The following is a 15,699-nucleotide window of genomic DNA, read 5'->3' as shown; positions in this document are numbered from 1 at the left end:
TCGCCCAATCGTTTTTCGCGAGCAGGCTCGCTCCTACAGGGATCGGGCACATCTGTTAGAGATTGATGGGCTGTCAGGCCGCTATCGCTGGCAAGCCAGCTCCCACAGGTTTGGTGTAGGGATGGCTGTAAAAGCGCAACCATGAGCCGCCGTTACCGCAGCGACAGATATTTCAACCAATCACCACTCACCTTCACCCGCTCAACTCCAGCCCCTGTGAGAGCCAGCCCCCACAGGGACCAAAGCAAATTCAACGCCGGGTAATCACCACCTCCAGATATTCACTCGGCACCACCAAAGACCTGTCCCCCGCCCGATTCGAACGATTGATCAGTTCCGTCAGGTCGTTTTCCAGCCCCTTGGCACCGTCCGGTGGCAATGCGGCGAATGCCTTGTGCACCGGGCCGTACCACATACGGAAGGTGTCGATGAAATGCGCCGCGCTGCGATAGCGGAAATTGAAGGTCTTGCGCGTCACCTGAACCAGGAAGTTGCGCTCGTCGAAGTGTGTGTGCAGCCAGGCTTCGGTGCCCCACTGCGAAGGCGGTTGCGCGCCCGGTGGTGGAGGCATGTGCCGGCCGAGGGTCTTGAACATCTGGCCGACGAAACCTTCCGGCGTCCAGTTGGCCAGACCGATCCGGCCACCGGGCCGACAGACCCGCGCCAGCTCCGAGGCGGCTTTGGCCTGATCCGGGGTAAACATCACGCCGAAGGTTGAAAGCACGGCATCGAAACTGCCATCGTCAAACGGCAGCGCTTCGGCATCGGCCACCTGGAAGGTGACGTTCAGGCGTTCCGCCCGGGCGCGATCTTCGCCGCGTTCGAGCAATGCGGCCACATAGTCAGTGGAGGTGACCTGACAACCGCGCCGCGCGGCAGCCAGTGTCGCGTTGCCGTTACCGGCCGCGACATCGAGCACTTGCTCATCGCACAACAGATCACAGGCTTCGGCCAGTTGCTCGCCGACGATCTGCAAAGTCGTGCCGATGACAGCGTAGTCACCACTGGCCCAGGCGGCCATCTGGCGGTTTTTCAAGGCAGTAAGATCAATGGGTGTACTCATGGAGACGATCTCTGGGTTGGAACACAGATCAACTACCGGCGCGTTATTCCGCCGTGGTGGGATCGATGATGTTCATGACCTGGGAAACGCGATTGGCCGGGAAACCACTCAGCCGTGCATGCTCCTGGATCTGTTCTTCGCTTGGTGCGATGTACACGCAGTAGAGCTTGTCACCGGTGACATAACTCTGCAGCCACTGCACCTGCGGCACATCGCGCAAGGCCCTGCAGGACTTTTGCGAAGCGGCTTTCAAATCCCTTTCTGACAGTGTTCCAGCACCTGGAATCTCGCGTTCTATGACGAACTTAGGCATGGCAACCTCTCATTCTTGTTATTGATGACAGAGCCGGGCTGACCCTGTGCGTCAACTATCGCGCTGCCGGCCTCCGGCGTCCTGTCCGATCGTCGGCCAACCTTGGCCGATCGTCCGGCGGTTTCACAAGTCGCTGCGGCAGGCTCACAATCGAGAACATCGGTCCGCACGGGAAGGTCATCATGGATGCCCTGTCACAGACCCTGCGTGTCGTCCGTCTGGTCGGCGCCATTTTCATCAATGCCAGGTTCACTGCACCGTGGTGCTATCAATCACCGAGGGCCGATACGGCGGCACCGTTTCTGGAGCCGAACGCCGAGCGGGTGGTGATCTTCCATCTGATCACCGAGGGCGAGTGTTATGTCGAACTGGGGGATGATCCGCCCCTGCAACTGAGCGCTGGCGATGTCGTGGTGTTCCCCCAGGGCGATGCCCATCGCATGAGCTCGCAACCAGGATTGACACCGGCCAGCGGGACGCGGCTGGACAAGGTGCTGGCGCGACGGCCACGGCAACTGAGCTACGGTGGTGGCGGCGCGGTCACGCGTCTGGTCTGTGGTTATCTGGCGTGCGATACGCGGTTGGCGGGCATGTTGCTCACTGGATTGCCATCCGTGGTGCGGGTCAATGTGCGCGGTTCGAATGCCGGGGTCTGGCTGGAATCTTCGGTGCGCTATGCCTTGGCCGAAGCCCGCTCGCCCAGGCCTGGCGGTGAAGGCGTATTGGCCAAACTGGCCGAAGTGTTGTTCATCGAAGTCCTGCGCCTGTACATGCATGAGCACGGCAAGGCCCGCACCGGGTGGCTGGCCGGGGTCAGCGACCGGATCGTCGGCGCCGCACTCAATGCCTTGCACAAAAAGCCCTGCCACACCTGGACCCTGGAGGAACTGGCACGAACGGCCGGCACCTCCCGATCCGTGCTGGCGGAGCGCTTTCAACAATTGGTCGGGGTGTCGCCGATGCAGTACCTGACGCAATGGCGCATGTTGCTCGCAGCCAACCTGTTACGCAGCAGTAACAGTTCCTTGATGCGCATCGCCGAAGAAGTGGGTTACCAGACCGACACGGCGTTCAGTCGGGCATTTCGTCGCGAGTATGGAGCGCCGCCAGCGGCCTGGCGGCGCAGTCAGGAAAATCGTTCGGTGGCCCACGGCACAATGCATGTGAGCCATTGATCGGCAAGATCAAACGGCTGGAGCGCTGGCCTTGGCGTCGGCCTTGGCCTCTTCCAGCAGCTGCTGGATCATCTGCTCCTGGGTGTCATACCGACCTTCACCGAAGTGGGTGAAACGCACCTGGCCCTTGGCATCGATCAGGTAGTGGGCAGGCCAGTACTGGTTGTCGAAGTTGCGCCAGATCGCGTAGTTGTTGTCGATTGCCACCGGGTAGGTGATGCCGTACTCCTTCACCTTGTCCTTGACGTTGTCGATGATCCGTTCGAAGCCGTACTCAGGGGTGTGCACGCCGATCACCACCAGTCCATCCTTTTCGTACTTCTTCGCCCAGTCTTTGACGTACGGCAGGGTGTGCTTGCAGTTGATGCAGTCGAAGGTCCAGAAGTCCACCAATACCACTTTGCCTTTGAGCGATTCGTTGGTCAGGGCTGGCGAATTGAGCCATTGCACAGCGCCGTTCAGCGAGGGCATGGGGCCCTGGGCATTGTCCATGGAATCGGCCTTGACCTTGCTGACGAAGTAGTCGACGACCTTGGGCACGGTTTCGAGCACGCCTTTTTCGACGCGGCTGACACCTTCGGACGAGGTATTGGCCAACAGCACGCTATCAGCGCCAGTGGAGATCACCGCCGCCCCGGCCAACACGGCGACACCGGCACCACGACGCAACCAGCCAGTGACCGGGATCGATGGTTTCAGGCGATTGACCAGGCCGCGACCGGCGAAGATCAGGACGCCCAGCGACAACGCACTGCCCAAACCGTAAGCCACCAGCAACAGGCTGGTCCCGGCGTTCGCACCCTGCAACATGGCACCGGTCAGGATGACCCCGAGGATCGGCCCGGCGCACGGTGCCCACAGCAGACCAGTGGCGACCCCGATCATCAGCGAGCCCAGCGGACCGGAAACCTTCCGGCTGTCGGGGTCCAGGCGATTGCCCAGCAACACGAACGGTCGTGCCAGCCAGTCGCCGACCCGGGCGGAAATCAGCGACAGGGCAAACAGCACCATCACGATCAGGGCCACATGGCGGCCGGCATTACTGGCCTGAATGACCCACTCGCTACTGACCACTGCCAGGCTGGCGACCAGGGCAAATGTCACGGCCATGCCGCCGAGCGTCAGCAGGATCGAGGAGCGGGTGCGGTCGGCGCCCGCGAACAGGAACGGCACGACCGGCAGAATGCACGGGCTGAGGACGGTCAATATGCCGCCCAGGAAAGCGATGAGGAACATGGGATCACCTATTACGAATCAGAGGGCGACATACATCCCCTGTGGAAGCTGGTTGCCAGCTCCCACAGTGGATCGGTGGTGTTCGGGCTTCAGCTGTTCTGGCTTTCCTGTTGCTTGCCCTGTGGCGTGTGGCTATAACCGTTTTCGGCAACCACCTGAGCTTGCGGCGTGCGGTTATATCCATCCTCGGCGAGGAACCCCTCACCGCCCTTCTGCGCCACCGGCGTCAGCTGAAAGCACGTGCTGCTGCCGCAGGCACTTTGTTCAACAGCGGCATTGGCGTGGGCCGCGGCGCCGGCGACGGAAAAGGCAATGGCGGTCAAGAATCGGCTGACGTTGTTCATGGTGTTGTTCCTCGTTTCAAATGGGCTGGGCAATGGCTGATCGCAGCACTTAGTTATCCGAGCCGCAGTTATCGGAAATCTTGCGGTAGTCCACGACGTGGGTTTTGCTCTGGGAATCGAGGTAGGTCAGTTGCGCATCCACCACACCGCAAGAAGGCGTGGCGTCCTGTTTCAGCGATACGACTTTCTGAATGTCCAGGTGTGTACCGTAGGTGTACGGTTTAGCGCTGACATCGGATTCGGCACGGGCCGACAAGGTGCAGATGTTCAGGGCGGCAAACAGGCAAGCGGCGTAGACGGCTTTGGTGTTCATGGCGGTTTTCCTCAAGGTTTCGATAGGGTCAATCGTTTGTTGGCTAGAGGCCGTTAGGCTTGCCTCGATGGAACCTATTAAAAGCTCGCGAGGTATCCCGTATGTGTCGGGAACAGGCGCGGATAAATCGGTAAGTATCTGAGCCGGCGCGGGATACAGAGCGATACAAACTCCCGGAAAATCGCTTTTTTACGTCTGTGTGTATCCACCGACAAGCCAGATACACTGCAATACAAACCCCTGCGGGCGAGCAGGAAAAGGCTCGGTAGACTGTGCGGCATTCACCCCTTACAGAGGCAAGTCCCCATGGAGCACGTCGATCACATTCTCATCGTTGATGATGACCGCGAGATCCGCGAACTGGTGGGCAACTACCTGAAGAAGAATGGCCTGCGCACCACCGTCGTCGCCGATGGCCGGCAGATGCGGACTTTTCTCGAGTCCACACCGGTGGACCTGATCGTGCTCGACATCATGATGCCGGGCGACGATGGCCTGATGCTCTGCCGCGAACTGCGCTCGGGAAAACACAAGGCCACGCCGGTGTTGATGCTCACCGCCCGCAACGATGAAACCGACCGCATCATCGGCCTTGAGATGGGCGCCGACGACTATCTGGTCAAGCCGTTCGCCGCCCGCGAATTGCTGGCGCGGATCAACGCGGTGTTGCGCCGCACACGGATGCTGCCACCCAACCTGGTGGTCACCGAAAGCAGTCGCCTGCTGGCCTTCGGGCGCTGGCAGCTGGACACCTCGGCCCGTCATCTGCTGGACGGCGACGGCACCATGGTCGCCTTGAGCGGCGCCGAATACCGTTTGCTGCGGGTGTTCCTCGATCATCCGCAGCGGGTACTCAACCGCGACCAGTTGCTCAACCTGACCCAGGGCCGTGACGCCGATCTGTTCGATCGTTCCATCGACCTGCTGGTGAGCCGCCTGCGCCAACGCTTGCTGGACGATGCCCGCGAACCGGCCTACATCAAGACCGTGCGCAGCGAGGGCTATGTATTTTCGCTGCCGGTGGAAATCGTCGGTGCGCCAGCATGAAGCTGTCGATGGGCTGGCCTCGCACCCTGGCTTCGCGGCTGTCGCTGATCTTCCTGATCGGCCTGATCCTCGCCCAGGCGCTGTCCTTTGGTGCGCAGTATTACGAGCGCTACGAAAGCGCGAAAACCACCATGCTCGGCAACCTGGAAACCGACGTCTCGACTTCCGTCGCCATCCTCGACCGTTTGCCCGCCCATGAGCGCGCCGGATGGCTCAAGCAACTGGATCGACGCAATTACCGATACCTGCTGGATGAAGGCTCGCCCGGTACCTCCATGGACATGAACATGCCCGAGGCGCCCATCGCGATGACTTCGATCAAGGATGCCATCGGCATGGAGTATCCCATGACCGTAACCGACATTCCCGGCCCGCAGAAACGCTTTCAGGTCCACCTGAAACTGTCGGATGGCAGCCCGCTGACCATCGACGTGCGGCCTTCAATGGTGCCGCTGTCGCCCTGGCTGCCCATCGTGCTGCTCGGCCAACTGGCATTGATGCTCGCCTGCACCTGGCTGGCCGTGCGCATCGCCATCCGCCCCCTTACCCGCCTTGCCGAGGCCGTGGACACCCTCGATCCCAACACCCATCCGGTGCTGCTGGACGAGAAAGGCCCGACCGAAGTGGCCCATGCCGCCAGGGCTTTCAATGCCATGCAGGCGCGCATCGCCGCCTACCTGAAGGAGCGCATGCAGCTGTTGGCCGCGATTTCCCATGACCTGCAAACGCCGATCACCCGGATGAAACTGCGCGCCGAGTTCATGGATGACTGCGTCGAAAAAGACAAACTGTGGAACGACCTCAGCGAAATGGAACACCTGGTGCGCGAAGGCGTGGCCTATGCCCGCAGCGTTCATGGCGCCACCGAAGAGAGTCGTCGCACCGACCTGGACTCGTTCCTCGACAGCCTGGTGTTCGACTATCAGGACGTGGGCAAGCAAGTGCAGTTGAGCGGCAAGAGCACAACGGTCATCGACACCCGCCCCCACGCCTTGCGCCGGGTACTGGTGAACCTCACCGACAACGCCCTGAAGTTCGCCGGCGCCGCCGAATTGCTGGTCGAAAAAAACGCCGACGGCAGCGTCTCGGTGAAAGTCATGGACCGTGGCCCAGGCATCGCTGAAGCAGAACTGGCCCAGGTCATGGAACCGTTCTACCGCGTGGAAAACTCACGCAACCGCAGCACCGGCGGTACCGGGCTGGGTCTGGCGATCGCCCAGCAATTGGCGTTGGCGATCGGAGGATCGCTGACCTTGAGCAATCGCGAGGGTGGCGGCTTGTGTGCCGAGCTCAAGTTGCGGGGTTGATTGCCCAACACCGATGAAAACCCTGTAAAGCCGCTGAATGCATATACGCTTAGTAAAACCCCAGCGACAGGGATACCGAGTGATGGATGACAACAGAAGGCCGATCAGCGCGCGTTCCACCGGTTGGGCCAAACACATCACCAACGCGTTGGTGAAAAGAGACATCTCACCGAACCAGATCTCCGTCACCAGCATCGCCTTTGCACTCGTCGGCGCCATTGCGCTGAACATCGATAACGGTGTAGCCGGATCAATCTGCTGCGCCATCGCCATTCAATTGCGCCTGCTGTGCAATCTCTTCGACGGGATGGTGGCCATCGAAGGCGGCAAGCAATCCCCGATTGGCAGCCTGTACAACGAGTTTCCCGACCGTATCGCCGACAGTCTGCTGATCGTCGGGCTGGGTTACGCAATCTGGCAGCCGGAACTCGGCTGGTTCGCCGCCCTGGCCGCCGCGTTGACGGCGTATGTCCGGGTATTCGGTGGTGCCATCGGCCTGCAGCAGAACTTCATGGGACCGCTGGCCAAGCAGCACCGAATGGCTGTGATGACGGTCGGCCTTGTGCTCAATGCTGTCGAATTCCACCTTTACGCCAGCCACTACGTGCTGCTGCTGACACTGATCATCATTGCCATCGGCTCCGCTGCCACCTGCATCACCCGCACCCTGGCAATCTCCAGACAACTGAAGGAGGCCGGCCATGTGGATCAGTAATGCCCTGATCGCGGTACTCAGACTGCTGATCGGCGTCACCGCCCGCTGGGAAGGCCCGCCGGACCTCACCCGCCAGCGCATCTACTTCGCCAACCACAGCAGCCACATGGACACCCTGGCAATCATGGCCGCCCTGCCCCCCGAAGCGCGGGTCAATGTGAAACCGGTCGCTGCGGCGGATTACTGGGGCAAAAACCGGTTTCTTTCCTACATCTCCCAACAAGGCTTGAATGCGGTCCTGATCGAGCGCAACCCTGCGCCCGGCACCAATGTGCTGGAGCCGATTTTCGATGTCGTTCGGGCCGGTCACTCGATCATCATTTTTCCCGAAGGCACCCGCTCCAGCCAGGCCTTGCCGGGGCCATTCAAATCAGGAATCTACCGGCTCAGCGAAACCTTCCCCGATGTCGACCTGGTGCCCATTTACCTGGAAAACCTGCATCGCTCCATGCCCAAGGGCAAGCATGTGCCCCTGCCGATCATCTGCACCATCCGTATCGGCAATCCGCTTCCAAGGATTGCTGGCGAAGACAAACAGCTGTTTCTGGAGCGGGCGCGTGACGCCATCGTGAGGCTGTCGAAATGAGTCTTGAGCAAAAATTCCTGTGGTTCTTTTTCGCGATCGCCTGCTTGTTGGCGCTCGCTTCGGTGATCGGTCGAGTGCTGGCCAGGCGTGCCACGAGCGAAGGCGCAATCTCCACCATCGAAAACCTCAACCAGCGCGTGAACGCCTGGTGGGGGATGGTGATCATCTTCTTCGTTTCCTGGTTATTGGGGCCGAATGCGACGGTGGTGCTGTTCGGCTTCATTTCCCTGTTCGCCCTCAGGGAGTTCATCACCCTGACCCCGACGACACTGGGCGACCACAACGCGCTGTTCTCGGCGTTTTTTATCTTGATACCCCTGCAATACCTGCTGATCGGCAGCCACTGGTACTCGATGTTCACGCTGTTGATTCCGGTGTATGCCTTTCTGTTGTTGCCGGCGATCGCGGTGTTGAGCCAGGACACCGAGGCGTTTCTGGAAAGAACAGCCAAGATCCAGTGGGGCGTGATGATCTGCGTTTACTGCATCAGCCACGCGCCGGCCCTTTTGTTGCTGGACCTGCAAGGGTTCACCGGCCAGAACGCGCTGCTGTTGTTCTATCTGGTGTTCGTCGTGCAGTTGAGTGATGTGCTGCAGTACGTCTTCGGCAAGCTGTTGGGCAAGCACAAAGTCGCGCCGTTGGTCAGCCCTTCGAAAACCGTGGAAGGGCTGGTAGGTGGCGGGCTGTCCGCCACGCTGATCGGCGGCTGCATGTTCTGGATGACGCCGTTCAACTTCTGGCAGTCGCTGTTGATGTCGCTGGTGATCGTGGTCATGGGTTTTCTCGGTGGCCTGGTCATGTCTGCGATCAAACGCAGCCTCAGCGCCAAGGACTGGGGCACCATGATCAAGGGGCACGGCGGCATGCTCGATCGCATGGACTCGATCTGCTTCGCCGCGCCGATCTTCTTTCACCTGACCCGGTACTTCTTTTCCGTGCTGTAAACCGATGACAACCACGGCTTGTCGGTCAGATGACAAACCGCGCCACCAGCGCATTCAGATCCACCGCCAATCGCGACAGCTCATGGGTCGCGGTGCTGGTCTGGTTGGCACCGGCGGCGGACTGCGAAGCCAGATCGCGAATGTTCACCAGGTTGCGATCGACTTCGCGGGACACCTGCGCCTGCTCCTCCGAGGCACTGGCGATGACCAGATTGCGCTCATTGATCAGGTGGATCGACTGGGTGATCTGCTCCAGCGCCACACCGGCGGCGCGAGCCAATTCCAGAGTGCTTTGGGTGCGATGATTGCTTTGCTGCATCGATGCCACGGCTTCGCCGGTGCCGTTCTGGATGCCGGCGACCATCTTCTCGATCTCCTGGGTCGATTGCGCCGTGCGATGGGCCAGCGCCCGAACTTCGTCCGCCACGACAGCAAACCCCCGCCCTGCTTCGCCGGCACGGGCCGCTTCGATGGCCGCGTTGAGCGCCAACAGATTGGTTTGCTCGGCGATGGCACGGATCACATCCAGCACCTTGCCGATATCACGCCCCTGGGCCGCCAGACCTTCAATCATCAGCGAGGTGTTGTGCACGTCGTGGGTCATGGTCTGGATGGCATCGACGGTTTCCACCACACGGTCACGGCCTTCACGGGCGGCCTGGGTCGATTGATTCGATGCTTCGGAGGTCGACACCGCGTTACGCGCCACTTCTTCCACGGCGGCGGTCATTTCATTGACGGCGGTGGCGGCCTGTTCGATTTCATTGTTCTGTTGTTGCAAACCACGGGATGCGTCTTGAGTCACCGCGCTGAGTTCTTCGGCGGCCGTGCCCAGTTGTGTGGCGGAGCCGGCAATCTGTTCGATAGTTTTGCGCAGGCTGGCCTGCATCGTGGCCAGGGCGCCGAGCAACCGCGCCGGTTCGTCCTTGCCATCGACCTCGATGGTCTTCGTCAGGTTACCTTCGGCAATGGTCTGTGCAGCCAGTACGGCGCGGTTCAACGGCGTGACGATGCTGCGGGTCAACAGCCAGGCCAACAGCACGGTCAGTAACGACGCGATTACCGCTACTGCGACGATGCCGGTAATGGCACTGTCGTAATTGTCCCCGGCAACAGTCGACGCCTGCTTGGCATCGGCGTTATTGAGCGCCACCAATTTGTTCAACTGCTCGCCCATCTGATCGGTACCGTCCTTGATCCGCGTATTGATCAGCGCGCGCATTTCATCGAGTTTGTTCTGCCGCGACAGCTCCATCATCTGGTTCTGGGCTTGCATGTAGTTGTTGAGCGTGGCCTCGAACGTCTTGTACAGCTGCGCTTCTTCGGCACCGGCCGGCAGCGCGGCGTAACTGGCTTGCGCACTGCGCAGCTTGTCGATCAGCACGTTGATGCGCGTCTGGGCTTCCTGCAACGCCGCTGGATCGCGGTTGACCAAAATCCGGAACGACAGAATGCGCATGCGCAGGACGTTTTCGGTCATGTTGCCGAGAAAACCGACGCTGGGCAGTTGCGTCGCCTCCATGTCGACGGAGGCCTGGCGGATAACCGTCATGCGGTTCACCGCGAACACACCGAGCACGATGACCAGCAAGGCAATGAAGGCAAAACCCAGGAAAGCGCGAGGCGCGATATTCAGCTGACGCAAGGACATAGGACGACTCTCGGGAAAGTGTGGCGGCGAGCATCCTTGCGTGATCACTGAAATGGCGGGCATGGGCGCACGCTTCTTCAGACAGGCGCCATTGTTGTAATGAATTCATGTACGCCTGTTGGTTGTATCGGCCAGGCTTGAGGATTATTGCGGGGGGTTCAGCAAATAAATTTCAAAGAGTCAGTACTGTTTCAGCGGTGAGACACCTGGCACGCAAGTACCCATTTTCACGCAGCACCACCCCCCCTGCAGGAGCGAGCCTGCTCGCGATAGCGGTGAGTCAGTCACATCATTTCTGATTGAAAGACCGCCATCGCGAGCAGGCTCGCTCCTACAGGGGATGTGTGGTGGTTTGGAGATTGGCGCCGGTCAGAGGTTCACGCCCACCACGGATTGTTCATGCAACTGCTGCAACAACGCCAGGCCGTTATCAAAGAACTCTGATGAGCCGGTCATTCCCGCCTCGTGCGCCAATGCCAGCAACTGCGCCCGTCCGGTCAGCCCGGGAAATTCCTCGATGCGCTGCAACAGTCGAAACGCCAACGGGCTCAACCCGGAGAATTTCACGCTGAAATCCGGGTCTCGACGAACCAACAGCAACGTCGGCTGATCCGGCGCCACATCGGGCTGGAAATCCGGTCCCACCCTCTGCACCGGCCAGGCATACGCCAGTGGCCACGCCAAGGGTGAAACCTGCAACGGACGATCCAGCAACGACTCGCTATCGCCGGATGACAGTGGCTCAGCCTCTGACTGCTGCAGCGCCATCTCAACCCACTCGTAGTGCGCAAGTTCCACCATGAACGGCGGCCACGCCCCACTGGCCAATGCCTCAGGCTCTGACGCGAGAAACTCGACGAACTCTTGCGCGATCTCACCGAATTTCGGCGTGTGGGCACGGTAGTCGCGCAGGAAGATTCGCACCAGCGCCCGCCACTGTTGGTCACCGAGGATCTTCACCAGCACCGGGAAAGTACCGCTGATCAGCGACGACAGGTTGGCGAACACCAGATCGCGATAAACCTGCGCCCGTGCCGGGTCCATCTCGGGGGGTGGCGCGCAGTGGTCGGGGTCGCGCAGGTACAGGCCCATGCTGTTTTGCTGTTGGTGCAGCGAACGCTTAGCCACGGTTCACCTCCTCGGCCTGTAAACGGCGGATGGTGTCCAGTTCGGCAACCAGTTCGGAAAACGCCGGGAAGTTGAAGTCCCGTTCCAGCAGCGTCGGTTGCGCACCGAAACGTGCATAGGCCTCGGCCAGCAGCGACCAGACCGCAGGTTTGACCGAGGCGCCATGGGTGTCGATTTTCAAGGTGTCGGATTCATCGAAGTGCCCGGCGATGTGCATGGCCACCACGCGGTTGGCATCGATGCCGGCCAGGAAGGTACGCGGATCGAAGCCGTGGTTGATCGAATTGACGTAGACGTTGTTGACGTCCAGCAACAGGTCGCAATCGGCTTCGCGCAGCACGGCGTTGGTGAACGTGACTTCATCCATGTCCTGCTGCGGCGCGGCGTAGTACGAGACGTTTTCCACAGCCAGGCGTCGACCGAGAATGTCCTGGGCCTGGCGGATGCGCGCAGCGACGTGATGCACCGCCTCTTCGGTAAACGGCAGCGGCAACAGGTCATAAAGATGACCGTCATCGCTGCAGTAACTCAGGTGCTCGCTGTACAGCGGCACGTTGTAGTGATCGAGAAAAACCCGCACCTCTTGCAGAAACCCGACATCCAGCGGCGACGGCCCGCCCAGCGACAGCGACAAGCCGTGACAGGACAACGGATAACGCTCGGCCAGGCTTCGCAACGCCGCGCCATGGGCGCCGCCGATACCGATCCAGTTTTCCGGAGCGACTTCAAGAAAGTCGAAATGACCGGCTGGGGCAGCCTGAAGGTCTTTCATTAAACCGCGACGCAAGCCGAGCCCGGCGCTGGCCTTGGCGGAAGTGAGGGGGGTCTGCATGGTGTCGATCTCAAGGTTGTCAGAACGTAAGCACAGTTAATCGAAGCGGTGTATCGGAACTGTGTTGCGTGCCGACGGAAAACGGCAGGACTTGTATCGTCAGCAGGCCTGTACACACTGTGGTACAGGCCCGCCGCCCGGCATTACGCCAGGTCGTACTTCTCGCGCACCAGATGACCGATGCCGATGCGATCCAGCACGGCCATCGGGCACAGGAACGTCACGCGCACGGTGCCCGGCAAGCGACTGATATCGATGGAACCGGTAATGGTGGCGCGGTTGAGCACTTCGTCATAAGGCAGGCCGGTGACGGAAGCGGCGCGCTGCAAGCCATTCTCCACGGCCAGGTTGAGGTTTTCGCCACTGCCGATGAAGGTGATCGGACCGCTCTGCTCGATCTCCTGCTGGCCCCAACGTTCACCTAACGCCCGGACTTTGGCCTGCTGTTCGGCGTTCATTGGTCGCGCCATCGGCGGCAGGTCATCGAGGTTTTGCAGAAGGATCGGCCCATCCAGGGTCAGGTTCTTCACCACCTGCACCACCACTTCGGTTTCCCCGGAGCAATCGGTGGCATGCCCGGCGATCTCGCCATTGCCCTGCTGAGCGTGCATGTCCCCCATGTACACCCCGGCACCCGGCACTTTCACCGGGCAGATCAACACGCAGCCTTCGCGGATCGAATTGGTGTCCATGTGGCCGTCGGTCTTGGCCGCGTGCAGTTCTTCGCGGGTCATGCCGAAACGGTGCGGTGCATTGATCAGGTATTGGCCGAAATCAGCGCAGTTGTGCGAATCGGGAATGTCACGGGACGGCATCGTGCCGATGTTGCCGAGGAACGGCCGCATGTGCGCCGCGACGCCCGGAATATCGGCACGGGCCAGGGACAGGATCGAGTGCTGCGCAGCGAACTCCGGCAGTGCCGACATTTCGCTGGCGTTGCCGGCCAGTTGATTGGCGATGTCCTGATTGACCGTGAGGCTGACCTGGTTCTGCGCATCGAACACGATCACATAGCCGTGGCTGAAGCGAAACGCGCTGACTTCAGCGCCGCAGTTGTTGCAACGAATCGCGTCTTCGCCAATGCCATCGACATGGCTGGCCGGATGTTCGGTGCCGCATTTGGAGCAGAATTTGGCGACGAACGGATCGCCGTTGTAGCGCCCCTCAACGAACTTCATCACGCCGGAGGATGTAGCCAGCGACGTCACGCGCATGCTTTTGATCTTGATCGCCACGGCATCGCCGATCTGTGCACCGACGATGGCGACCGGTTGTGTCACTTCATGGCCACCCTCGAAGGCCGGCGTGATCATCGGTCCCCAACAGCCCGGCGGCGTGCCGGTGATCAGGGTGCCACCGTCAGCCAGCGGCCCGAGCATCGGCTGGCTCGGGCCGATAATGCCGTTGGTGTAGTGATCGACCCGCAGGCGATCGACCGGTGTGGCGTTGAGTTTGGATTCAGGCACACGTGTTGTCATTGTGGTCCCCTTGACCGCATCAGGCGCGGAACAGAGTCAGGAGCGAACGGCCGCGGGTGAATGCGGCCAGGGAAAGTGGCTCAACAGTTCAGCGCAGGTTTGTATCTGGTCTGTGTTCGGTGGGGGTCTGCAATTGCGCGGGACTGTATCGAGAGGCCGTTTGGATACAGTGGGATACATGAGATCGCCGCAAAACCCTGTGGGAGCGGGCTTGCCCGCGATGAGGCCGGCACCTATTGCATTTTCGGCGGCTGACACACCGCAATCGCGGGCAAGCCCGCTCCCACAGGGCTCAGTGCAAAGCCATAGAGCACTTTCGTCGCTCCAACCCGCGGTATACGGCCTGCGAACTAAACTTAATGCACCACAGGACCTGCTTGATGTCCTGTTCATTCCCACGACCACCGCCCGGACCAACAACGCTTCCGGACTGTGATCCTGTCAAAGGAGCACACGTGATGGACGAGGCCAGACTCAACGATTTCATGGGCAAACTGGTGAATGACATGGGTGGCGCGGCGATGCTCGCCAACGTCATTCTCGGCGAAGAGCTGGGCCTGTACCGGGCCATGGCCGACAGCCAGCTGATCAGCCCCGAAACCCTCGCCGACAAGACCGGCTGCAACCCCCGCCTGGTGCGCGAATGGCTCAGCGCCCATGCCGCCTCCGGCTATATGGAACACAGCGACGGCCAATTCCGCCTGCCTGAGGAACAGGCTTTGGCCCTGGCCATCGAAGACTCGCCGGTGTACATCGCTGGCGGCATCGGCGTGGTCGCGTCGTTTTTTCATGACAAGGACAAATTGATCAAAGCGATGCGCGGTGACGGCGCCCTGCCCTGGGGCGATCACCATCCGTGCATGTTCAGCGGCACCGAACGGTTCTTCCGTCCCGGCTATAAAGCTCACCTGATCGCCGAATGGCTGCCGGCCCTTGAAGGCGTTGTCGCCAAACTGGAGCAAGGCGCCAAAGTCGCGGACGTCGGTTGCGGCCATGGCGCGTCGACGGTGATCATGGCTCAGGCGTTTCCGAATTCGCGATTCGTCGGTTTCGACTACCACGCGCCCTCCGTGACCGTGGCCACCCAGCGCGCCGAAGAAGGCGGCGTGTCCGGCCGCGCGCGGTTCTTCCAGGGCACGGCGAAAAGCTACCCCGGCGACGACTACGACCTGATCTGCTACTTCGACTGCCTGCATGACATGGGTGACCCCGTAGGCGCGGCGAAGCACGCCTATCAGTCATTGAAACCGGACGGCACGGTGCTGCTGGTAGAGCCGTTCGCCAATGACGCGCTCGATGACAACATCAACCCGGTCGGCCGGTTGTTCTATGCAGCCTCGACCTTTATCTGCACTCCCAACTCATTGTCCCAGGAGGTCGGGCTCGGGCTCGGTGCGCAAGCGGGTGAAGCGCGGTTGCGCAAGGTCTTCACCGAGGCCGGGTTCTCGAGTTTCCGTCGGGCTACGCAAACGCCGTTCAACCTGATTCTGGAGGCGCGCAAGTAATCTTTGCAGGAGTGAGCTTGCTCATGAGAGTGCGTCAGGTACATTGATCTCAGCTGACACAC

At 60.7% G+C, this 15,699-nt stretch carries 16 protein-coding genes; 7 read left to right on the top strand and 9 right to left on the bottom strand.

The genetic code is table 11. From position 1 onward, the window contains the following. Nucleotides 1–250: 250 nt before the first annotated feature. Complete coding sequence (locus D8U18_RS15530; RefSeq protein ID WP_130905111.1) at nt 251–1,063, bottom strand: class I SAM-dependent methyltransferase; 813 nt, start codon at nt 1,061–1,063, stop codon at nt 251–253. Between the two features lie 43 nt (nt 1,064–1,106). After that, on the bottom strand, nt 1,107–1,376 hold the full coding sequence (locus D8U18_RS15525; RefSeq protein WP_056856871.1) for a DUF4242 domain-containing protein: 270 nt from the start codon (nt 1,374–1,376) through the stop codon (nt 1,107–1,109). 182 nt (nt 1,377–1,558) lie between these two features. Here D8U18_RS15525 and D8U18_RS15520 point away from each other — a divergent pair, with 182 nt between their 5' ends. Then, nucleotides 1,559–2,551, top strand: coding sequence for an AraC family transcriptional regulator (locus D8U18_RS15520; protein WP_131107931.1), 993 nt, complete (start codon nt 1,559–1,561; stop codon nt 2,549–2,551). Nucleotides 2,552–2,560: 9 nt separating this feature from the next. Here the strand turns inward: D8U18_RS15520 and D8U18_RS15515 are convergent, their stop codons facing one another. The 3 genes from D8U18_RS15515 to D8U18_RS15505 form a co-directional block, all read right to left on the bottom strand. Beyond that, the gene (locus D8U18_RS15515) at nt 2,561–3,787 is read right to left on the bottom strand and encodes a cytochrome c biogenesis protein DipZ (RefSeq protein WP_131107930.1); all 1,227 of its coding nucleotides are present in this window, start codon (nt 3,785–3,787) and stop codon (nt 2,561–2,563) included. Nucleotides 3,788–3,876: 89 nt separating this feature from the next. Further along, nucleotides 3,877–4,131 (bottom strand): hypothetical protein, encoded by a 255-nt coding sequence (locus tag D8U18_RS15510; RefSeq protein WP_056856874.1) that lies wholly within the window; start codon nt 4,129–4,131, stop codon nt 3,877–3,879. Between the two features lie 49 nt (nt 4,132–4,180). Next, entirely contained in the window at nt 4,181–4,444 is a 264-nt protein-coding gene (locus D8U18_RS15505) for a DUF2790 domain-containing protein (protein WP_056856875.1), read from the bottom strand. Between the two features lie 306 nt (nt 4,445–4,750). On the opposite strand from D8U18_RS15505, the gene D8U18_RS15500 reads away from it, so the two are divergent. The 5 genes from D8U18_RS15500 (at nt 4,751) to D8U18_RS15480 (ending at nt 9,043) form a co-directional block, all read left to right on the top strand. Beyond that, nucleotides 4,751–5,491 carry a response regulator gene (locus D8U18_RS15500; RefSeq protein WP_056856876.1) on the top strand — a complete coding sequence of 247 codons (741 nt, stop codon included), beginning with the start codon at nt 4,751–4,753 and terminating at the stop codon, nt 5,489–5,491. Continuing rightward, nucleotides 5,488–6,798 (top strand): HAMP domain-containing sensor histidine kinase, encoded by a 1,311-nt coding sequence (locus D8U18_RS15495; protein WP_131107929.1) that lies wholly within the window; start codon nt 5,488–5,490, stop codon nt 6,796–6,798. The genes D8U18_RS15500 and D8U18_RS15495 overlap by 4 nt, the downstream gene beginning before the upstream one ends. A gap of 82 nt (nt 6,799–6,880) precedes the next feature. After that, on the top strand, nt 6,881–7,513 hold the full coding sequence (locus tag D8U18_RS15490) for a CDP-alcohol phosphatidyltransferase family protein (RefSeq protein ID WP_131107928.1): 633 nt from the start codon (nt 6,881–6,883) through the stop codon (nt 7,511–7,513). Next, nucleotides 7,500–8,099, top strand: coding sequence for a lysophospholipid acyltransferase family protein (locus D8U18_RS15485; protein WP_056856879.1), 600 nt, complete (start codon nt 7,500–7,502; stop codon nt 8,097–8,099). The genes D8U18_RS15490 and D8U18_RS15485 overlap by 14 nt, the downstream gene beginning before the upstream one ends. Beyond that, the gene (locus D8U18_RS15480) at nt 8,096–9,043 is read left to right on the top strand and encodes a phosphatidate cytidylyltransferase (protein WP_056856880.1); all 948 of its coding nucleotides are present in this window, start codon (nt 8,096–8,098) and stop codon (nt 9,041–9,043) included. The genes D8U18_RS15485 and D8U18_RS15480 overlap by 4 nt, the downstream gene beginning before the upstream one ends. 25 nt (nt 9,044–9,068) lie before the next feature. On the opposite strand, the gene D8U18_RS15475 is transcribed toward D8U18_RS15480, so the two are convergent. The 4 genes from D8U18_RS15475 to D8U18_RS15460 all read right to left on the bottom strand — a co-directional run bounded on the left by D8U18_RS15475 (nt 9,069) and on the right by D8U18_RS15460 (nt 14,132). After that, a complete protein-coding gene (locus tag D8U18_RS15475) occupies nt 9,069–10,694 on the bottom strand; it encodes a methyl-accepting chemotaxis protein (RefSeq protein WP_056856881.1) in 1,626 nt (541 codons plus the stop codon). Nucleotides 10,695–11,063: 369 nt separating this feature from the next. Further along, complete coding sequence (locus D8U18_RS15470) at nt 11,064–11,822, bottom strand: putative DNA-binding domain-containing protein (RefSeq protein ID WP_131107927.1); 759 nt, start codon at nt 11,820–11,822, stop codon at nt 11,064–11,066. Next, on the bottom strand, nt 11,815–12,654 hold the full coding sequence (locus D8U18_RS15465) for a DUF692 domain-containing protein (protein WP_130908526.1): 840 nt from the start codon (nt 12,652–12,654) through the stop codon (nt 11,815–11,817). Before D8U18_RS15465 ends, D8U18_RS15470 begins: the two co-directional genes overlap by 8 nt. Before the next feature lie 143 nt (nt 12,655–12,797). Then, complete coding sequence (locus tag D8U18_RS15460; protein ID WP_131107926.1) at nt 12,798–14,132, bottom strand: acetamidase/formamidase family protein; 1,335 nt, start codon at nt 14,130–14,132, stop codon at nt 12,798–12,800. 458 nt (nt 14,133–14,590) lie between these two features. Between D8U18_RS15460 and D8U18_RS15455 the strand changes: the two genes are divergently transcribed. Continuing rightward, nucleotides 14,591–15,637, top strand: coding sequence for a class I SAM-dependent methyltransferase (locus D8U18_RS15455; RefSeq protein WP_131107925.1), 1,047 nt, complete (start codon nt 14,591–14,593; stop codon nt 15,635–15,637). Nucleotides 15,638–15,699: the final 62 nt, after the last annotated feature.

It is taken from the genome of Pseudomonas sp. Sample_10 (assembly GCF_004321495.1).
Lineage (GTDB): Bacteria > Pseudomonadota > Gammaproteobacteria > Pseudomonadales > Pseudomonadaceae > Aquipseudomonas.
The sequence above is the reverse complement of the archived record's forward strand: the minus strand, read 5'-3'. Positions and strand labels throughout refer to the sequence as shown.

Coding starts and splice junctions, on each gene's coding strand:
- D8U18_RS15475 (WP_056856881.1), bottom strand. CDS start 10,694: ATGTCCTTGCGTCAGCTGAATATCGCGCCTCGCGCTTTCCTGGGTTTT.
- D8U18_RS15485 (WP_056856879.1), top strand. CDS start 7,500: ATGTGGATCAGTAATGCCCTGATCGCGGTACTCAGACTGCTGATCGGC.
- D8U18_RS15500 (WP_056856876.1), top strand. CDS start 4,751: ATGGAGCACGTCGATCACATTCTCATCGTTGATGATGACCGCGAGATC.
- D8U18_RS15510 (WP_056856874.1), bottom strand. CDS start 4,131: ATGAACAACGTCAGCCGATTCTTGACCGCCATTGCCTTTTCCGTCGCC.
- D8U18_RS15455 (WP_131107925.1), top strand. CDS start 14,591: ATGGACGAGGCCAGACTCAACGATTTCATGGGCAAACTGGTGAATGAC.
- D8U18_RS15505 (WP_056856875.1), bottom strand. CDS start 4,444: ATGAACACCAAAGCCGTCTACGCCGCTTGCCTGTTTGCCGCCCTGAAC.
- D8U18_RS15495 (WP_131107929.1), top strand. CDS start 5,488: ATGAAGCTGTCGATGGGCTGGCCTCGCACCCTGGCTTCGCGGCTGTCG.
- D8U18_RS15465 (WP_130908526.1), bottom strand. CDS start 12,654: ATGCAGACCCCCCTCACTTCCGCCAAGGCCAGCGCCGGGCTCGGCTTG.
- D8U18_RS15460 (WP_131107926.1), bottom strand. CDS start 14,132: ATGACAACACGTGTGCCTGAATCCAAACTCAACGCCACACCGGTCGAT.
- D8U18_RS15520 (WP_131107931.1), top strand. CDS start 1,559: ATGGATGCCCTGTCACAGACCCTGCGTGTCGTCCGTCTGGTCGGCGCC.
- D8U18_RS15515 (WP_131107930.1), bottom strand. CDS start 3,787: ATGTTCCTCATCGCTTTCCTGGGCGGCATATTGACCGTCCTCAGCCCG.
- D8U18_RS15480 (WP_056856880.1), top strand. CDS start 8,096: ATGAGTCTTGAGCAAAAATTCCTGTGGTTCTTTTTCGCGATCGCCTGC.
- D8U18_RS15530 (WP_130905111.1), bottom strand. CDS start 1,063: ATGAGTACACCCATTGATCTTACTGCCTTGAAAAACCGCCAGATGGCC.
- D8U18_RS15490 (WP_131107928.1), top strand. CDS start 6,881: ATGGATGACAACAGAAGGCCGATCAGCGCGCGTTCCACCGGTTGGGCC.
- D8U18_RS15525 (WP_056856871.1), bottom strand. CDS start 1,376: ATGCCTAAGTTCGTCATAGAACGCGAGATTCCAGGTGCTGGAACACTG.